We start from the raw sequence: 14,862 nt of genomic DNA on the forward strand, positions 1-14,862 counted from the left end.
TCCTTTACTACTTGACCGGCTGCAGCTGCGTCAGCACGTAGCCTGCCGCGATCGCACCCCAGGACGGCGGGAAGGCGTAGAGGTCTTCCTCGGTCGGCCAGCCCGTGTAGTCCTTCGTGTTGTAGAAGGTCTGCGTCGCGTTGATCACGAGCGGGATGTAGGGCAGGTCACGGACGATCTCGGTCTGAATCGTCGCGTACAGCTCCTTCTTCGTCGCCTCGTCGTTCGTGCTGATCGCCGACTGGATCGCGGTGTCGACGACCGGGTTGCTGTAACGGCTGAAGTTCCAACGGCCTGCCGGGACCTCCGTGCCGACGGGGCTCGTCGACTCGACGGCGGTGCCGCCGAACCAGTCGCGGTAGATCTGGAACGGGTCGGCGACGGACGTGCCGATCACACCACCCATGATCAGCTGGAAGTCGCCACCCTGACGGGAGTCGGAGAACTCCTGCCACTGCACGGTCGATGCCGTGATCTTGATGCCGGCCGCCTCTGCCTGCTCGGCGATCAGCTTCGCGGCGTCGTTGTAGTCGGTCCACCCGTCGACCGAGGTGAGCGTGAGCTCGAGCGGCACGCCACCCTTCTCGTAGATGCCGCTGGAGCCCTTGGTATAGCCGGCGGCCTCGAGGATCGAACCAGCCTCGGCGGCGTTCGCCTCCTGCGGGCTGACCTCGTTGGCCGGATCGGCGAGCCACTTCTCGTCGCGCGGCAGCAGAGTGAACGCGGGAGAGATGTCGCCCGTCAGCCCCACGAACGCCTTGTCCTTGATGGTGGAGCGGTCGATCGCGACGTTGAGCGCCTGACGCACGGCGACGTCGGTCTGCGGACCGGTGCAGCCGAGGTCGGCGTTCGAGCAGGTGTAGAGAACCGTCGGGTCCTGGGGCGTGTTGATCCAGTCGATCTTGCCGTTGCCGGTCACGTCGTCCGGGTTCGGGATGAACATGCCGGTCCAGTCGAGCTTGCCGGCGGCGAGCAGATCCTGAGCGGTCTGGTTGTTGTCGACCGCGATGTACTGGACCTTCTTGATGCCGAGCTTGTCGGCATCACGGTAGTTCTCGTTGGCCACCAGCGTGTAGGACTCACTCGTGGTCTTGTCGACGACGTAGGGGCCGGATCCGACGGGGTCCTCGTTCGTGAAGTTGGCGAAGTCCTTGACGTCTTTCCACACGTGCTCGGGGAGGATGTAGCTCGACCCCATCCGCTGGAATTCCGTGGTGTACTGCGCGGACGAGTAGGTCAGGACGGCGGTCGTGTCGTCGGTGGCCTCGGCGGAGACTAGACCGTTGCCTTCGGGGTTGTTGGCCTCGTAGTTGAACGAGAACGCCACGTCCTTGGCCGTGAGCGGCTCGCCGTCGCTCCACTTGAGGTCGGGCTTGATGGTCACGGTGATGACCGTGCCGTCCTCGTTGTACTCGAACGAGTCACCGATCAGGCCGACCGGCTCGGAGTCCGCGGTCTTGTTGTAGAAGAACAGCGGTTCGTAGATCGGTCCGAGCGCGCCATGAAGCACTGTCGGTGCGAACGGGTTGTAGTTCGCGGCGATCGGGGTCTGGCTGCCGGCCCAGACACGCAGGGCCCGGTCGCCATCGGCGTTGCCGCTGTCGCTGCCGCCACCACAGGCCGTGAGGCCCAGGGCGAGGACGGATGCTCCGGCAATCGCGGTGAGCGCAATCTTGCGCCTTCCGTTACGGATCATTTCTCTTGTTTCCTCTCGGTGCTGCACTGCAGGAGGGATCGCTCCGGATGGAGCAGAACCCCGGAGGTGGGGTTCCTGGGCCCTGGGAGGCAGCCGGTCGGCTCCTCCCGAAGGGGTTTGTTAGGACAGTAACCTAACAAACCCCGCCCCGCCGAACAAGCTTCCCTGCGCCCACGAGATAACGTTTCGGACTCGACGCGGACCGCCGTCATCGGCGCCCACTAAGTGTCCGAATGACACTAAGATCGGTGTCGGAGGTTAAGGTGTCCATGACTCAAACTAGCGACATCCGGGTCGCCGTCTCGACGGTCATCCTGACGTTGCGTCGCACGGACGACGGACGCGCGGTCCTCGCGCTGCCCCTCGTGCGGCGCACCCGCGAGCCGTACGCCGATCGATGGGCTCTCCCCGGCGGCTGGCTCACCCCGACCGAATCGCCCGTCGACGCCTCGGCACGCACCCTGGCCGAGACCACAGGACTCTCCCCCAGCTACCTCGAGCAGCTCTACGCCTTCGGCGCCGTCGACCGCTCCCCCACCCGGGTCGTGTCGATCGTCTACTGGGCGCTGCTGCGACAGGACGATGTGACAGCGCAGAGCGCGGCGCATCGCGCGTCCGGTCACGCGCCCGAGAACGTGGAGTGGTTCGACATCGACGAGCTGCCGCAGCTGGCCTTCGACCACGCGAAGATCATCGAGTACGCGCTGTGGCGTCTGCGCAACAAGGTCGGCTACAGCCGCGTCGCCCAGGGATTCCTTCCTGCGGAGTTCACCCTCGCCGAGCTGCGCGAAGCCTACGAGGCGATTCTCGGCCGCACCCTCGACCCCGCCAATTTCCGGCGTCAGGTGGAGGCCGCGGGCAACCTGCTCCCCACCGACCGGTTCCGCACCGGAAGCCACCGACCTGCACGTCTGTACCGCGACAACACCGACGTCGAGCTGGCCGATCGCGGCCCGCTCGGTCCCGAAGAAACGAGCACCCGATGAGTATCACCTTCGTCCCCGCGCCGGCCGTCCCGCCGCTGGACGCCTCGGTCGACCATGCGATCCAGGCCATCGTCAGCGGCGCGTCGACCGACGCCACATGCACCACCGACCTCGCCGCCGGTCCGTGGGACTTCGACGCGCGACCGGGCTACGGACCCGGCTCTTCTATGGGCGACGTGATCCCGACGGGGGCGCCGCGTCAGGGAGAGCTGCCCACCGAGTACCGCGAGGCGACGGAGGAGGAGCTCGACAGACGGATCCGCGCCGCGAAAGCCACCCTCGGCGACCGGGTCGTGATCCTGGGCCATTTCTACCAGCGCGAGGAGGTCGTGCAGCATGCGGACTACGTCGGCGACTCGTTTCAGCTCGCGACCGCGGCCAAGGGACGGACGGATGCCGAAGCCATCGTGTTCTGCGGCGTGCACTTCATGGCCGAGACCGCTGATCTGCTCTCGCAGCCCGACCAGGCGGTGATCCTGCCCAACCTCGCCGCCGGATGCTCGATGGCGGACATGGCCGACATCGACCAGGTCGAGGACTGCTGGGAACAGCTCGAAGACGTGCTCGGCGACCTCGACGCCGTCGACGCCGACGGCCGCGTGCCGGTGATCCCGGTGACGTACATGAACTCCTCAGCGGCGATCAAGGGCTTCGTCGGACGGCACGGCGGGATCGTCTGCACCTCGTCCAACGCTGAGACCGTGCTCGAGTGGGCTTTCGAGCGTGGGCGCCGCGTGCTGTTCTTCCCCGACCAGCACCTGGGTCGGAACACCGCGAAGGCGATGGGGGTGCCGCTCGAACACATGCCGATGTGGAACCCACGGCGAGCGCTCGGCGGATCCTCGGCCGCAGACCTGCTCGACTCGCGCGTGATCCTGTGGCACGGCTTCTGCTCGGTGCACCGGCGTTTCACCGTCGGCCAGATCGACCAGGCCCGTGCCGAGCACCCCGGCGTGCGCGTGATCGTGCACCCCGAGTGCCCGATGGAGGTCGTCGACGCCGCGGATGAGGCCGGTTCGACCGAGTACATCCGCCGGGCGATCGACACGGCCACCGAGCCGACCACATTCGCGATCGGCACGGAGATCAACCTCGTCCGCCGGCTCGCCGCCCAGTACCCGCAGCACGAGATCTTCTGCCTCGACCCGGTGGTGTGCCCCTGCTCGACGATGTACCGCATCCACCCCGGATACCTGGCCTGGGTTCTGGAGGAGCTGGTGGCCGGCCGCACGCCGAACCGGATCACCGTCTCCGACGATGTGGCCGACCCCGCGCGTGTGGCGCTGGAGCGGATGCTCGCGGCGAGGCCTCCGGTGGTCGCGGGCGCACGATGAACGTCATCGTCGTCGGGTCGGGCATTGCGGGACTCACCGCGGCGCTTCATGCGCACGAGGCCGGACACGACGTGACGATCGTCACCAAGCGCGACCTCGGAGACGGCTGCACCGGGCTCGCTCAGGGTGGCGTCGCCGGCATCTACGGTCCGGACGACTCTGCCGCACTGCACGCCGCCGACACCCGAGACGCCGGTGCCGGGCTGTCGGACCGGGACGCCGTGCAGGTGCTGGTCACGGACGGAGCGGCACGGATCGCCGAGCTGATCGCACGCGGTGTCGGCTTCGATCGTGCGGTGGACGGCACTCTGCTGCTCGGGCGTGAAGCCGCCCACCGCCACGCCCGCATCGTGCACGCGGGAGGTGACGCCACGGGCGCGGCGATCTCCGCGGCGCTCGTCGCGTCCGTGCGGCGGACGGACATCCCCCTCATCGAACATGCCTTCCTGGTCGACCTGCTGAGGCAGGAAGGCGCCGTGCGCGGAATCCGGATCCTCCTCGACGGTGAGGTCTCCGAGATCCCCGCCGATGCCGTCATCCTCGCCACCGGCGGCGCCGGCCACCTCTACGCGCACACGACGAACGCGGCGGGGACGACCGGAGACGGCATCGCCGCCGCGATACGGGCGGGCGCTGCGGTCGCCGACCTGGAGTTCGTCCAGTTCCATCCGACGATCCTGGCGAAGGGCCCCGCGTTCCTCATCTCCGAGGCGGTGCGCGGCGAGGGCGCGACACTGATCGACGACGACGCCCGTCGGTTCGTGTTCGACAGCCACCCCGACGGCGAGCTCGCACCGCGCGACGTGGTGGCGCGAGCGATCGCACGCCGCGCCACGGCTCAGGCCGCCCCGGTCAGGCTCGACGCCACGATGCTCGGTGCCGAGACCCTCGCGCGGAGGTTCCCCACGATCGATCGGGTGACCAGAGAACGCGGCTTCGACTGGGCCCGCGAACCGATCCCCGTGACGCCGGCCGCGCACTACCTGATGGGTGGCGTGGTCACCGACCTCGACGGCCGCACCACCGTGCCCGGCCTCTTCGCCGCGGGAGAGGTGGCACGCACCGGGGTGCACGGGGCAAATCGTCTGGCGTCGAACTCGCTGCTCGAAGGCGCGGTGTTCGGGGCCCGTGCGGCGGCGGCGTTGACGAGACCCTGGGCGGATGTCGCGCACGGCTCCCCTCAGGCCCGCCCCCGTGCGGAAGGGAGCCGCGGTGCGATCGCCCCCGCGTTCAGCCGCACCTCGCTGCAGCGGCTGATGTGGGAAGACGTCGGACTGCTGCGGAACAGAGACGGTCTCTCCCGCGCGCTCGACGTCCTGCAGACCTGGACCGCGGAGAGCTCGGCGCCGACGACCGTGTCGGCGCACGAAGACGCGAATCTGCTGCTGCTCGCGCAGGCGACGGCCACCGCAGCGCTCGCCCGCACGGTATCCGTCGGCGCCCACCATCGTGTCGATGCGGCGGAACCCGCCGCCGATGCCTCTTCTCGCCTCCCCTCATCGATCCTGGAGCCCGTCTGATGCTGACCACCGCCACCATGAACCGCGTCGTCGGCGCGGCCCTCGAAGAAGACGCGCCCTGGGGGGACGTCACCAGTACCACGCTGCTGCCAGCGGATGCCACCGCGACCGCCGATCTCGTCGCCCGGGAACCCGGAGTCTTCAGTGGTGGAGAGGTCTTCGCCGCCGCGTTCCGGCTCACCGACGCGACTCTCGACATCGACCTGCACGTCGGTGACGGCGACGAGTTCGCCGCGGGCGACGTGCTCGCCTCGGTCTCGGGGTCGGCCCGCAGTGTGCTCACCGCAGAGCGCGTTGGCCTGAACTTCACGCAGCGGATGAGCGGTATCGCCACCCTCACCGCCGCGTACGTCGCCGCGATCGAGGGCACTGGTGCTCGCATCGCCGACACCCGCAAGACCACGCCGGGACTGCGGGCGTTCGAACGGCATGCGGTCGAATCGGGCGGCGGACACAACCACCGGTACTCGCTGTCGGATGCCGTGATGGCGAAGGACAACCACCTGGCCGTGCTCACGCGTTCGGGGCTCGACCTCGCGACGGCGCTCCGCGAGGCACTGTCCCGCCTCCCGCACACGACCCACGTCGTCGTCGAGGTCGACCGGCTCGACCAGATCCCCGCCGTCCTCGACGGCGGTGCCCACACCGTGCTGCTCGACAACTTCTCGCTCGACGACCTGCGCGCGGGGGTGGCCCTCATCTCCGGCCGTGCCACGGTCGAGGCCTCGGGAGGCGTGAACCTCGACACGGTCGGCGACATCGCCCGCACCGGAGTGGACGTGATCTCGGTGGGGGCGCTGACACACTCCGCGCGCGCCCTCGATCTGGGCCTGGATCTGCGGATCGACTGACCGCGATGTCGCCCTCGGACCTGCCCCGCACCGGCATGCTCTACCTCGATCACGCCGCGACCTCCCCGGTACGACCGGAGGTGCTCGAAGCGATGCGGCCGTTCCTCTCCGGCGTGTTCGGAAACCCGTCGAGCCATCACACGGCCGGCGAGGCCGCGGCGGGCGCGCTCGACGATGCCCGTGCACGGGTGGCGCGCGTGCTGGGGATGCGGACGGGCGACGTCGTGTTCACCGCCGGCGGCACCGAAGCGAACAACCTCGCGGTGAAGGGCATCATGCTCGCGGCTCTCGAGACGGGGCGGCGGCATCTGGTGACCTCGCCGATCGAGCACGAGTCGATCCTCGGATCCGCCGACTATCTACGACGCTTCCACGCCATCGAGGTCTCCCTCCTGCCCGTGGACTCGCGCGGACGGATCGACCCGGATGACCTGGCTGCGGCGATCAGGGACGACTCCGCTCTGATCTCGATCGGCCACGCCAACAACGAGATCGGCACCGTCCAGGATGTGTCGGCGCTCGCCGCCGTCGCCCGTGCCGCCCGCGTCCCCCTGCATCTGGATGCCGTGCAGTCGGCGGGATGGCTCCCTCTGGGTGATCTCGGCGCAGACGCGGTGTCGATCGCCGGCCACAAGCTCGGGGCTCCGAAAGGCATCGGTGCCCTGGCCGTCCGTGGGCGCGTGCCGGTGGAGCCGCTGCTGCACGGCGGCGGCCAGGAGCGCGGGAGACGCTCAGGCACCGAGAACGTCGCGGGCGCAGTCGCACTCGCGACGGCGCTGGAACTCGCCGAGACGGAACGCGTAACGGTTGCGGCGCAGGTCGGATCGGCGACCGCGCGGTTCATCACCCAGGTGCTCACGAGCATCCCCGATGCCACGCTCACCGGGGATTCCCGAGGCCGTCTGCCCGGAACGGCGAGCTTCACGTTCGCCGGCACCAGCGGGGAGTCGATTCTGCTCGAGCTGGAGCGCCGCGGGGTCATCTCGTCGAGCGGATCGGCATGCGCGGCGGGCAGCGACGAGCCGTCGCACGTGCTGCTCGCCTGCGGTGTGGCCCCCGAAGTGGCGCAGACCGCCGTACGTTTCACGTTCGATCGCGCGGCTCTGCCCCCGGATGCTCCCGAACGGCTGGCTGTGCTCGTCGCCGAGTCGGTGCGCGCGGCCCGCGGCTGAGCCACGGTCATAGACTCAGCAGGTGACTGCCTCCGCCCCGATCGTGACGCTGATCGTCCCCGGACGCGACATCGCGGCCTTCGCCCCCGCCGCTCTCGACTCGCTGCGCGCGCAGACCGAGTCACGATGGCGGGCGATCCTCATCGACGACGGCTCGACGGATGACACAGGAGCGATCTTCGACGCCGCCGCAGCCGAAGACCCCCGCTTCACGACGATCCGCCACGGGGCCTCCCGCGGTCTCGGCGCCGCGCGCAATGTCGGTCTGGAGCTCGTCGACACCCCGTACCTCGGTTTCCTCGACGGCGACGACGAACTGCTGCCGAACGCCCTCGCCCGCATGACGGAGACACTGGGCCGGACCGGAAGCGACTTCGTCGCCGGCGCCTACGTACGCTCGCGGGTCCGCGGTGACGGCTACGTCGCCGGCCGCGTGCAGCCCTGGGTCGCTGCGGCCACGTCTCCGGAGCGACTCGGCACGACCCTCGCCGCGCACCCCCTGGCGGTCTCGAACATCGTCGCCTGGTCGAAGGTGAGCCGCACCTCGTTCTGGCACGACCTGCGCTTCCCCGAGGGGGTCGCCTACGAAGACCAGGTGGTCGCGCAGCTCATGTACACCCGGGCACGCGCATTCGATGTGATCCCCGATGTGGTCGTGCGCTGGCGGCTCCGCGCCGATGGCACCTCAATCACTCAGGGCAAGGCACAGCTGCCGGTGCTGCGCGACTACCTCGCGGCCCTCCGCGGCGGCCTCCACGTGCTGCACGAGGCCGGTGCCCACGCCTCGGTGACCGCTCGCATCGAACTCATCCTCGCGATGGACGTCGCCTCGCTCCTCGAGATCGCCGAGAGCCATGCCGACCCGACCTACGCCGCCGAGGTCGACGCCTTCATCTCGGAGCTGCGGGCCCTCCCCGAGTTCGCCGACGCCGCGCCCGACCCCGCCATCGCCGCCGCGCTCGCGTGGTGATCCCCGCCCTCCGAACCCTGACGGTGAACACATGAACGACTACCTCTCCTCCCTGTTCTCACTCGACGGTCGCACCGCCGTCGTCACCGGCGGCAGCTCCGGGATCGGCCGGGGGATCGCCACCGCACTCGCTCGCGCCGGAGCGTCGACGGTCATCGTCGCGCGCGGTGAGGATCGCATCCGCGAGACGGTCGACGAGCTGCGCGCGCTCGGATGCCGCGCCCACGGCGTGATCGGCGACCTCAGCACGAGGGACGGGATCCACGCGGTCGGCGAAGCCGCGGCCGCACCGTTCGGCGCGCCCGACATCCTCGTCAACTCCGCCGGCATCAACATCCGCCCGCCGTTCGCGGAGATCACCGAAGACGACTGGGACGCGACGATGACGGTCAACGCCCTCGCGCCGTTCCTGCTCGGTCAGCGCTTTGCGCAGGGCATGGCCGCACGCGGGTACGGTCGACTCATTCACATCAGTTCCCAGCAGGCCCACCGCGCCTTCGTGGGCAGCGGCATCTACGGCGCGTCGAAAGGCGCGGTGGAATCGCTCATGCGCTCCGAGGCCGAGGCCTGGGGTGGCACCGGCGTCACCAGCAACACGCTCGTCCCCGGCTTCGTGCTCACCCCGTTGAACGCCCGGCTGCAGCAGGACCCGGAGAAGGTCGCGGAGCTCGCCGCGCGCACGATGATCGGGCGCAACGGTCTGCCGAGCGACTTCGCGGGAGCGGCGGTGTTCCTTGCCGGAGCCGGCTCGGCCTACGTCACCGGCCAGTCGCTGTTCGTCGACGGCGGCCTCTCGGTACACTGACGCTCGCCGCCACGACGCCGCCTCAGGGTGCAGTACTCAGGGCTCAGTACTCAGTACTCAGGGCTCAGTACTCAGGGCTCAGTACTCAGTACTCAGGGCTCAGTACTCAGTGCTCAGGCGGGTAGACCCGTTCGTCCGGTCGAGGCTCGGCGAGCAGCGGCACCGCAGCGGTGATGGTCGCGACCGCATCCGCCCCCGCGGAATCGGCGGGCGCCTTGTCCGCGCGGCGATCGGCGAGGGGTGCCACGGCGCCCCCGGTCACTTCTTCCTCGACGGCGGCCTCGGTCTCGAGCACGCGCGACGCCGCAACCTGCTCGGCCGCGAGCTCGGCATACAGACCGCCGCGGGCGAGCAGTTCGACGTGCGAACCCGACTCGACGATGCGCCCGGCCTCCAGAACGTGGATCACGTCCGCGCCCATCACCGTCGAGAGCCGGTGGGCGATGGAGAGGGTCGTGCGCCCCTTCGCGGCCTCGTCGAGCGCCTCCTGCACCACGCGCTCCGAGACCGTGTCGAGTGCCGAGGTCGCCTCGTCGAGGAGCAGCACCGGAGGGTCTTTCAGCAGCACCCTGGCGATCGCGATGCGCTGTTTCTCGCCACCGGAGAGCCGGTAGCCGCGCTCCCCCACCACGGTGTCGTAGCCCTGCTCGAAGCCGGCGATGATGTGGTGGATGTTCGCGGCGGTGCAAGCGGCGATCAGTTCTTCCTCGGTCGCATCGGGCTTGGCGTAGCGCAGGTTCTCACGGATCGTGGCATGGAAGAGGTACGTCTCCTGCGACACGATGCCGACGTTGTCGATGATCGACTCCTGCGTGAGCGCGCGCACGTCGGCACCGGCGAACATCACGGCTCCTCCCTTCGCCTCGTACAGGCGAGGAGCCAGATACAGGATCGTGGTCTTGCCGGCGCCCGAGGGGCCCACGAACGCGACGTGCTGGCCGGGTTCCGCCACGAAGGACACTCCGTCGAGCGTCGGACGGGCGTCGGAGGACGCGTCCGGGTAGCGGAACACCACCTCGGCGAACTCCAGGCGTCCTCGCGGCCCGGGTGCGTCGTCGACCGTGATCGCGTCGGGCGCATCCTGGATCTCCGGGACGAGGTCGAGGTATTCGAAGATGCGCGCGAACAGCGCCGACGACGTCTGCAGATCGAGCGACACCCGCATCAGACCCATCAACGGCATGAGCAGCCGCGCCTGCACCGTGGTGAACGCGACGACGGTTCCTGCGGTGATCGCCCCGGTGCCGCCGGCGATCAGGTATCCGGAGACGAGATAGATCACGGCAGGAACGCTGGCCATCAGCACCTGCACGACGGCGAAGAAACCCTGGCCGCTCATCGCCCGGCGCACCTGGAGGACCACCTGGTTGCGGTTCTCCGCCTGGTAGCGCTCCGACTCGGTGCGCTGGCGGTTGAAGGCCTTCGACAGCAGCATGCCCGAGACGCTCAGCGTCTCCTGCGTGATCGAGGTGAGCTCGGACAGCGATTCCTGCGTCTCTCCCGCGATACGTGCCCGCACCTGGCCCACCTTGCGCTGGACGAAGATCAGGAACGGCATCATGATCACGGCGATGAGCGTGAGACGCCAGTCGATCAGGATCATCGCGACGAGCGAGGCGATCACCGTGACGACGTTGCCCAGGATGCTGGTGACGGTGTTCGTCAGCACGCCGGAGACGCCACCCACGTCGTTCTGCAGGCGTGACTGGATGACGCCCGTCTTGGTGCGGGTGAAGAAGCCGAGTTCCATCGCCTGCAGGTGCTCGAACAGCTTCACACGCAGGTCGCCGGTGACACTGTTGCCGACGGTTGCCGTGAGCCAGGTCTGGGCCACTCCGAGAGCAGCGGAGAGCAGGAAGAGACCGATCATGGCGGCGACGAGCCAGGCCAGCAGTTCGAGGTGCGGCCCTCCCCCGGCGACGGGGAAGAGTGCATCGTCGAAGATCCGTTGCACGATCAGCGGCGGCACGACGGCTATCGCGGCGCCGACCACCACCAGGATGCCGGTGGAGAAGATGCGCCAGCGATACGCGCGGAACAGCGAGACGACCCGCGCACCGAGGCCGTTGATCCGGGGGGCCTCGGCATTCAGCTTCCGCTGCGCGCTCTCGTCGACCCCGCGGAAGCCACCACCCCGCGGGCCACCGCCCATGCCGCCGCCCATGCTCATGGCGCCAGCGTACTCACGTGCGGGGACACCGAGGCCCGCGCCTCCGCCGTCGGCGGATATCTGTGAATTCGGAATGAAATGTCCGCGGCTGCCGTTACGCTGAGTGACTCTTGCGAACTCTCGCGATACTCCGTTTCTTCTTCGCCCTGGAGGCCGCCCATGTCTGCCGTCGATACCGGCTCCATCTCGACGACCCCCGCAGCGGCAGGGGGCGAGATCTCCCGCAAGGACATGCGGGTGATCTGGCTGCTACTGGTCGCCGCCTTCGTCGCCATCCTCAACGAGACCACGATGGGGATCGCGATCCCTCATCTGAACACCGACCTGGGCATTCCGCCCGAGCTCGGCCAGTGGCTCACGAGCGCCTTCATGCTCACCATGGCCGTGGTCATCCCGACCACCGGGTTCATCCTGCAGCGGTTCACGACGCGTCAGGTCTTCATCGCCGCGATGATCGCGTTCTCGCTCGGCACGCTCGTCGCGCTCGTCGCCCCCGGCTTCGCCGTGCTGCTCGTCGGCCGTGTGATCCAGGCGGCCGGTACCGGCATCATGATGCCGCTGCTCATGACGACGATCATGAACGTCGTGCCGCCGCAGTCCCGCGGTCGCATGATGGGCCGTGTCGGCCTCGTGATCTCGCTCGCTCCCGCCATCGGCCCGACCCTCGCGGGTGCGGTGCTCGAACTCGCCAGCTGGCGCGCGCTCTTCGGAATCATCCTCCCGATCTCCCTCATCGCCCTGTTCATGGGCGTCAAGTGGATGACGAACCTGGGTGAGACCCGCGCCGTGCCGCTCGACGTGCTGTCGATCCCGCTCGCGGCGCTCGGCTTCGGCGGCATCGTGTTCGGACTCAGCCAGTTCGGCGGCGAGGGCGGATCGGGCGAGACCGCCGGCATCATCTCGCTGGTGGTCGGCGCGGTGTCGCTCGGCCTGTTCGTCTGGCGTCAGCTCGTGTTGCAGCGCGTCGACGACGCGCTGCTCGATCTGCGCGTGTTCCGCTCCAGCAACTTCACGCTGTCGGTGATCATCATGTCGATCCTGGCGCTGTCGATGTTCGGCACGCTGACGCTGCTTCCGCAGTATCTGCAGAACGTCGCCGGTCTCAACCCGCTGCAGTCCGGCCTGATCCTGCTTCCGGGCTCGCTGCTCATGGGGCTGCTCGGGCCCGTCATGGGCCGTGTCTACGATGCGCGCGGCACGCGTCCGCTGCTCATCCCCGGCACGATCCTGGTCTCGGCGTCGCTCTTCTTCTACTCGACGGTGGGCGAGCACACCGTATGGTGGGTTCTCATCATCGTGCAGGCGGCGATGTCGGTCGGCCTGGCGATGTCGTTCACGCCGCTGTTCTCCGCCTCGCTCGGGTCGCTCCAGCGATCGCTGTACTCGCACGGTTCTGCGGTGCTGAACACGCTGCAGCAGGTCGGCGGCGCGGCCGGTGTCGCGCTGCTGCTGGTGACGTACTCGTCGATCCTGCACGCGGGCGAGCAGGAGGGGCTGTCGACCGCGGTCGCCGGCGCTCCCGGCGCGCGCATGGCGTTCCTCATCGCGGCGATCATCTCGCTCGCGGCGGTGGCGCTCAGCCCGTTCGTCCGCAAGCCCGCCGACGATGCCGGCGAGGGTTTCCACGGCGGTCACTGACCCTCCGTAGACGGCCTGCGATGGCGTCTGCCGCTTACTCGCTCTTCGGGGCGGGGAACTGGCAGACGCCATTGCTGCAATAGCCGGCAGCATCGCCCTCGAGCAGATTCAGAGAGTCCAGGAGCGGCTGCAGCCCGACGGGCGCTTCCTGCTGCACGGAGTCCTGCTGCGTTTTCTTCATCCCTCGATCGTACGCCCGCCCGGAGGCGGTGGCGCCGAACCTGCCCGGGAGGCGTCGACAGCGGGCGGACAGCTGTTCTCCCCTACGGTTGATCCATGCTCACACGACTCCTCGCCCGCATCTTCTGGGCGTTCAGCAGATGGACGCTCGTGAGCGAGGCCGCGCCGACGCGCCCGACCGTGCTCGTGGGCGCGCCCCACACGTCGAACTGGGATTTCGTCCTGATGCTCGCCATCGCCTGGAAGCTCGATATCGACGTGCACTGGCTGGGGAAGAAGAGCCTCTTCCACGGCTGGCGAGGGCCGATCATGCGTCGCCTCGGCGGCATCCCCGTCGACCGCGCCGATCCGGCACGCGTGGTGAAAGACGTCGTGAGCCAGGTCCACGACGGCACGGTCTTCGGCCTGGTGGTCACCCCGGATGGCACCCGCGGCGGCAACGAGTACTGGAAATCGGGCTTCTACCGGATCGCCCGAGAAACAGGCATGCCGGTGACGCTCGGGTTCGTCGATCGGACGACCATGACCACGGGACTCGGGCCGACGATCGACCTGACCGGCGATGTCGCGTCGGACATGGACCGGATCCGCGCGTTCTACGCCGACAAGGCCGGCGTGCGCCCGGAACGACGCACCGAACCACGGCTGCGTGAAGAGGATGCGGCTACGACCGAGACCGACGACGCGTAAGCAACCGAGCCGTGCACGCAGGAGGTCATTCCTCGTGCTCGGCGTGCGAGCGGGCGTACTCGAGGTCGTCGTCGCTCAGCGATTCCACCATCCCGACCACGGCGCCGGTGATGACGCGGATCTCCTCGCGCACCTCCTCTTCCAGGTGCGGGGTCTTGCTGTCGAGCACCGCCCGGCGCCCGTCTTCCGAGAGTTCGGACCACCAGTCGCGGATCGGCGGGAGCGTCATCGTGCCTTCTTTCGTTCCGCGGGTGCACGCGTCTGGACAGCACCGGAGTGCGGAATCCACACTGAGACCATGACATCAGAACCATCTGGTCGTGGGGACGGTCTCGACGACCGTGCCGACGGACGCGACGAGACCGCGAATGAACGCGCGGATCGCAACTGGGACGAGCTGTTGCAGGAGTTGCGCGTCATGCAGACCGGTACGCAGATCCTCACCGGATTCCTCCTCGCCGTCGCCTTCCAACCGCGTTTCACCGACATGGACGAGCTCCAGCGAGATCTGTACGTCGTCCTCGTCGCTCTCGCTGCGGTGGCGACCATCCTCGCACTCGCGCCGGTGGGGATGCATCGTGCACTTTTCGGCCGCCGTCGCAAGCCCGACCTCGTCCGCATCGCCGCCCGGATCGTCCGTATCGACCTGGTCGTCATCGGTGCCCTGACCATCGGCGTGACGACCCTGATCGTCGATTTCACGGTGGACCGTACGGCGGGGATCATCGCTCTCGTCGCAGCGGTCGTCCTGGTGGTATCCCTGTGGGTGGCGCTGCCCCGCGTCATGCGTGGCAGTCCACTCGTCCGCGGAGCCGCCGACGAGTGACGGCGACTCCGCGGACGCGAGAGG

At 68.7% G+C, this 14,862-nt stretch carries 14 protein-coding genes; 10 read left to right on the top strand and 4 right to left on the bottom strand.

Going from position 1 to position 14,862, the window contains the following annotated elements:
* Positions 1–7 precede the first annotated feature (7 nt).
* Complete coding sequence (locus ABDC25_RS11780; protein WP_029260355.1) at positions 8–1,696, bottom strand: ABC transporter substrate-binding protein; 1,689 nt, start codon at positions 1,694–1,696, stop codon at positions 8–10.
* Between the two features lie 269 nt (positions 1,697–1,965).
* On the opposite strand from ABDC25_RS11780, the gene ABDC25_RS11785 reads away from it, so the two are divergent.
* The 7 genes from ABDC25_RS11785 to ABDC25_RS11815 are packed head-to-tail and all read left to right on the top strand — an operon-like array spanning position 1,966 to position 9,334.
* The gene (locus ABDC25_RS11785; RefSeq protein WP_167254558.1) at positions 1,966–2,682 is read left to right on the top strand and encodes an NUDIX domain-containing protein; all 717 of its coding nucleotides are present in this window, start codon (positions 1,966–1,968) and stop codon (positions 2,680–2,682) included.
* Positions 2,679–4,016, top strand: a complete 1,338-nt coding sequence (gene nadA / locus ABDC25_RS11790) for a quinolinate synthase NadA (protein WP_029266694.1) — start codon at positions 2,679–2,681, stop codon at positions 4,014–4,016. The genes ABDC25_RS11785 and nadA overlap by 4 nt, the downstream gene beginning before the upstream one ends.
* Positions 4,013–5,536, top strand: coding sequence for an L-aspartate oxidase (gene nadB, locus ABDC25_RS11795; RefSeq protein WP_347123040.1), 1,524 nt, complete (start codon positions 4,013–4,015; stop codon positions 5,534–5,536). The genes nadA and nadB overlap by 4 nt, the downstream gene beginning before the upstream one ends.
* Complete coding sequence (gene nadC, locus ABDC25_RS11800; RefSeq protein ID WP_021199582.1) at positions 5,536–6,387, top strand: carboxylating nicotinate-nucleotide diphosphorylase; 852 nt, start codon at positions 5,536–5,538, stop codon at positions 6,385–6,387. Before nadB ends, nadC begins: the two co-directional genes overlap by 1 nt.
* A 35-nt stretch (positions 6,388–6,422) precedes the next feature.
* The gene (locus ABDC25_RS11805; protein WP_031207225.1) at positions 6,423–7,559 is read left to right on the top strand and encodes a cysteine desulfurase family protein; all 1,137 of its coding nucleotides are present in this window, start codon (positions 6,423–6,425) and stop codon (positions 7,557–7,559) included.
* A gap of 22 nt (positions 7,560–7,581) precedes the next feature.
* A complete protein-coding gene (locus ABDC25_RS11810; RefSeq protein WP_347123041.1) occupies positions 7,582–8,529 on the top strand; it encodes a glycosyltransferase family 2 protein in 948 nt (315 codons plus the stop codon).
* 31 nt (positions 8,530–8,560) lie between these two features.
* Positions 8,561–9,334: an SDR family oxidoreductase gene (locus tag ABDC25_RS11815; protein ID WP_347123043.1), complete on the top strand. Its 774-nt coding sequence runs from the start codon at positions 8,561–8,563 to the stop codon at positions 9,332–9,334.
* A gap of 106 nt (positions 9,335–9,440) precedes the next feature.
* Here the strand turns inward: ABDC25_RS11815 and ABDC25_RS11820 are convergent, their stop codons facing one another.
* Positions 9,441–11,498: an ABC transporter ATP-binding protein gene (locus ABDC25_RS11820; RefSeq protein WP_292776430.1), complete on the bottom strand. Its 2,058-nt coding sequence runs from the start codon at positions 11,496–11,498 to the stop codon at positions 9,441–9,443.
* A 165-nt stretch (positions 11,499–11,663) separates the two neighbouring features.
* Between ABDC25_RS11820 and ABDC25_RS11825 the strand changes: the two genes are divergently transcribed.
* Entirely contained in the window at positions 11,664–13,142 is a 1,479-nt protein-coding gene (locus ABDC25_RS11825; protein ID WP_021199577.1) for an MDR family MFS transporter, read from the top strand.
* Between the two features lie 34 nt (positions 13,143–13,176).
* Here the strand turns inward: ABDC25_RS11825 and ABDC25_RS11830 are convergent, their stop codons facing one another.
* Positions 13,177–13,323, bottom strand: a complete 147-nt coding sequence (locus ABDC25_RS11830; RefSeq protein WP_021199576.1) for a hypothetical protein — start codon at positions 13,321–13,323, stop codon at positions 13,177–13,179.
* A 95-nt stretch (positions 13,324–13,418) separates the two neighbouring features.
* On the opposite strand from ABDC25_RS11830, the gene ABDC25_RS11835 reads away from it, so the two are divergent.
* A complete protein-coding gene (locus tag ABDC25_RS11835) occupies positions 13,419–14,012 on the top strand; it encodes a 1-acyl-sn-glycerol-3-phosphate acyltransferase (protein WP_347123044.1) in 594 nt (197 codons plus the stop codon).
* Positions 14,013–14,037: 25 nt separating this feature from the next.
* Here ABDC25_RS11835 and ABDC25_RS11840 read toward each other — a convergent pair whose 3' ends face one another.
* A complete protein-coding gene (locus ABDC25_RS11840; RefSeq protein WP_021199574.1) occupies positions 14,038–14,241 on the bottom strand; it encodes a hypothetical protein in 204 nt (67 codons plus the stop codon).
* Between the two features lie 69 nt (positions 14,242–14,310).
* Here ABDC25_RS11840 and ABDC25_RS11845 point away from each other — a divergent pair, with 69 nt between their 5' ends.
* Entirely contained in the window at positions 14,311–14,838 is a 528-nt protein-coding gene (locus ABDC25_RS11845; protein ID WP_347123045.1) for a DUF6328 family protein, read from the top strand.
* The last annotated feature ends 24 nt before the right edge of the window (positions 14,839–14,862 follow it).

Origin of the sequence: Microbacterium sp. SY138, from assembly GCF_039729145.1 — a bacterium.
GTDB lineage: Bacteria > Actinomycetota > Actinomycetes > Actinomycetales > Microbacteriaceae > Microbacterium > Microbacterium maritypicum_A.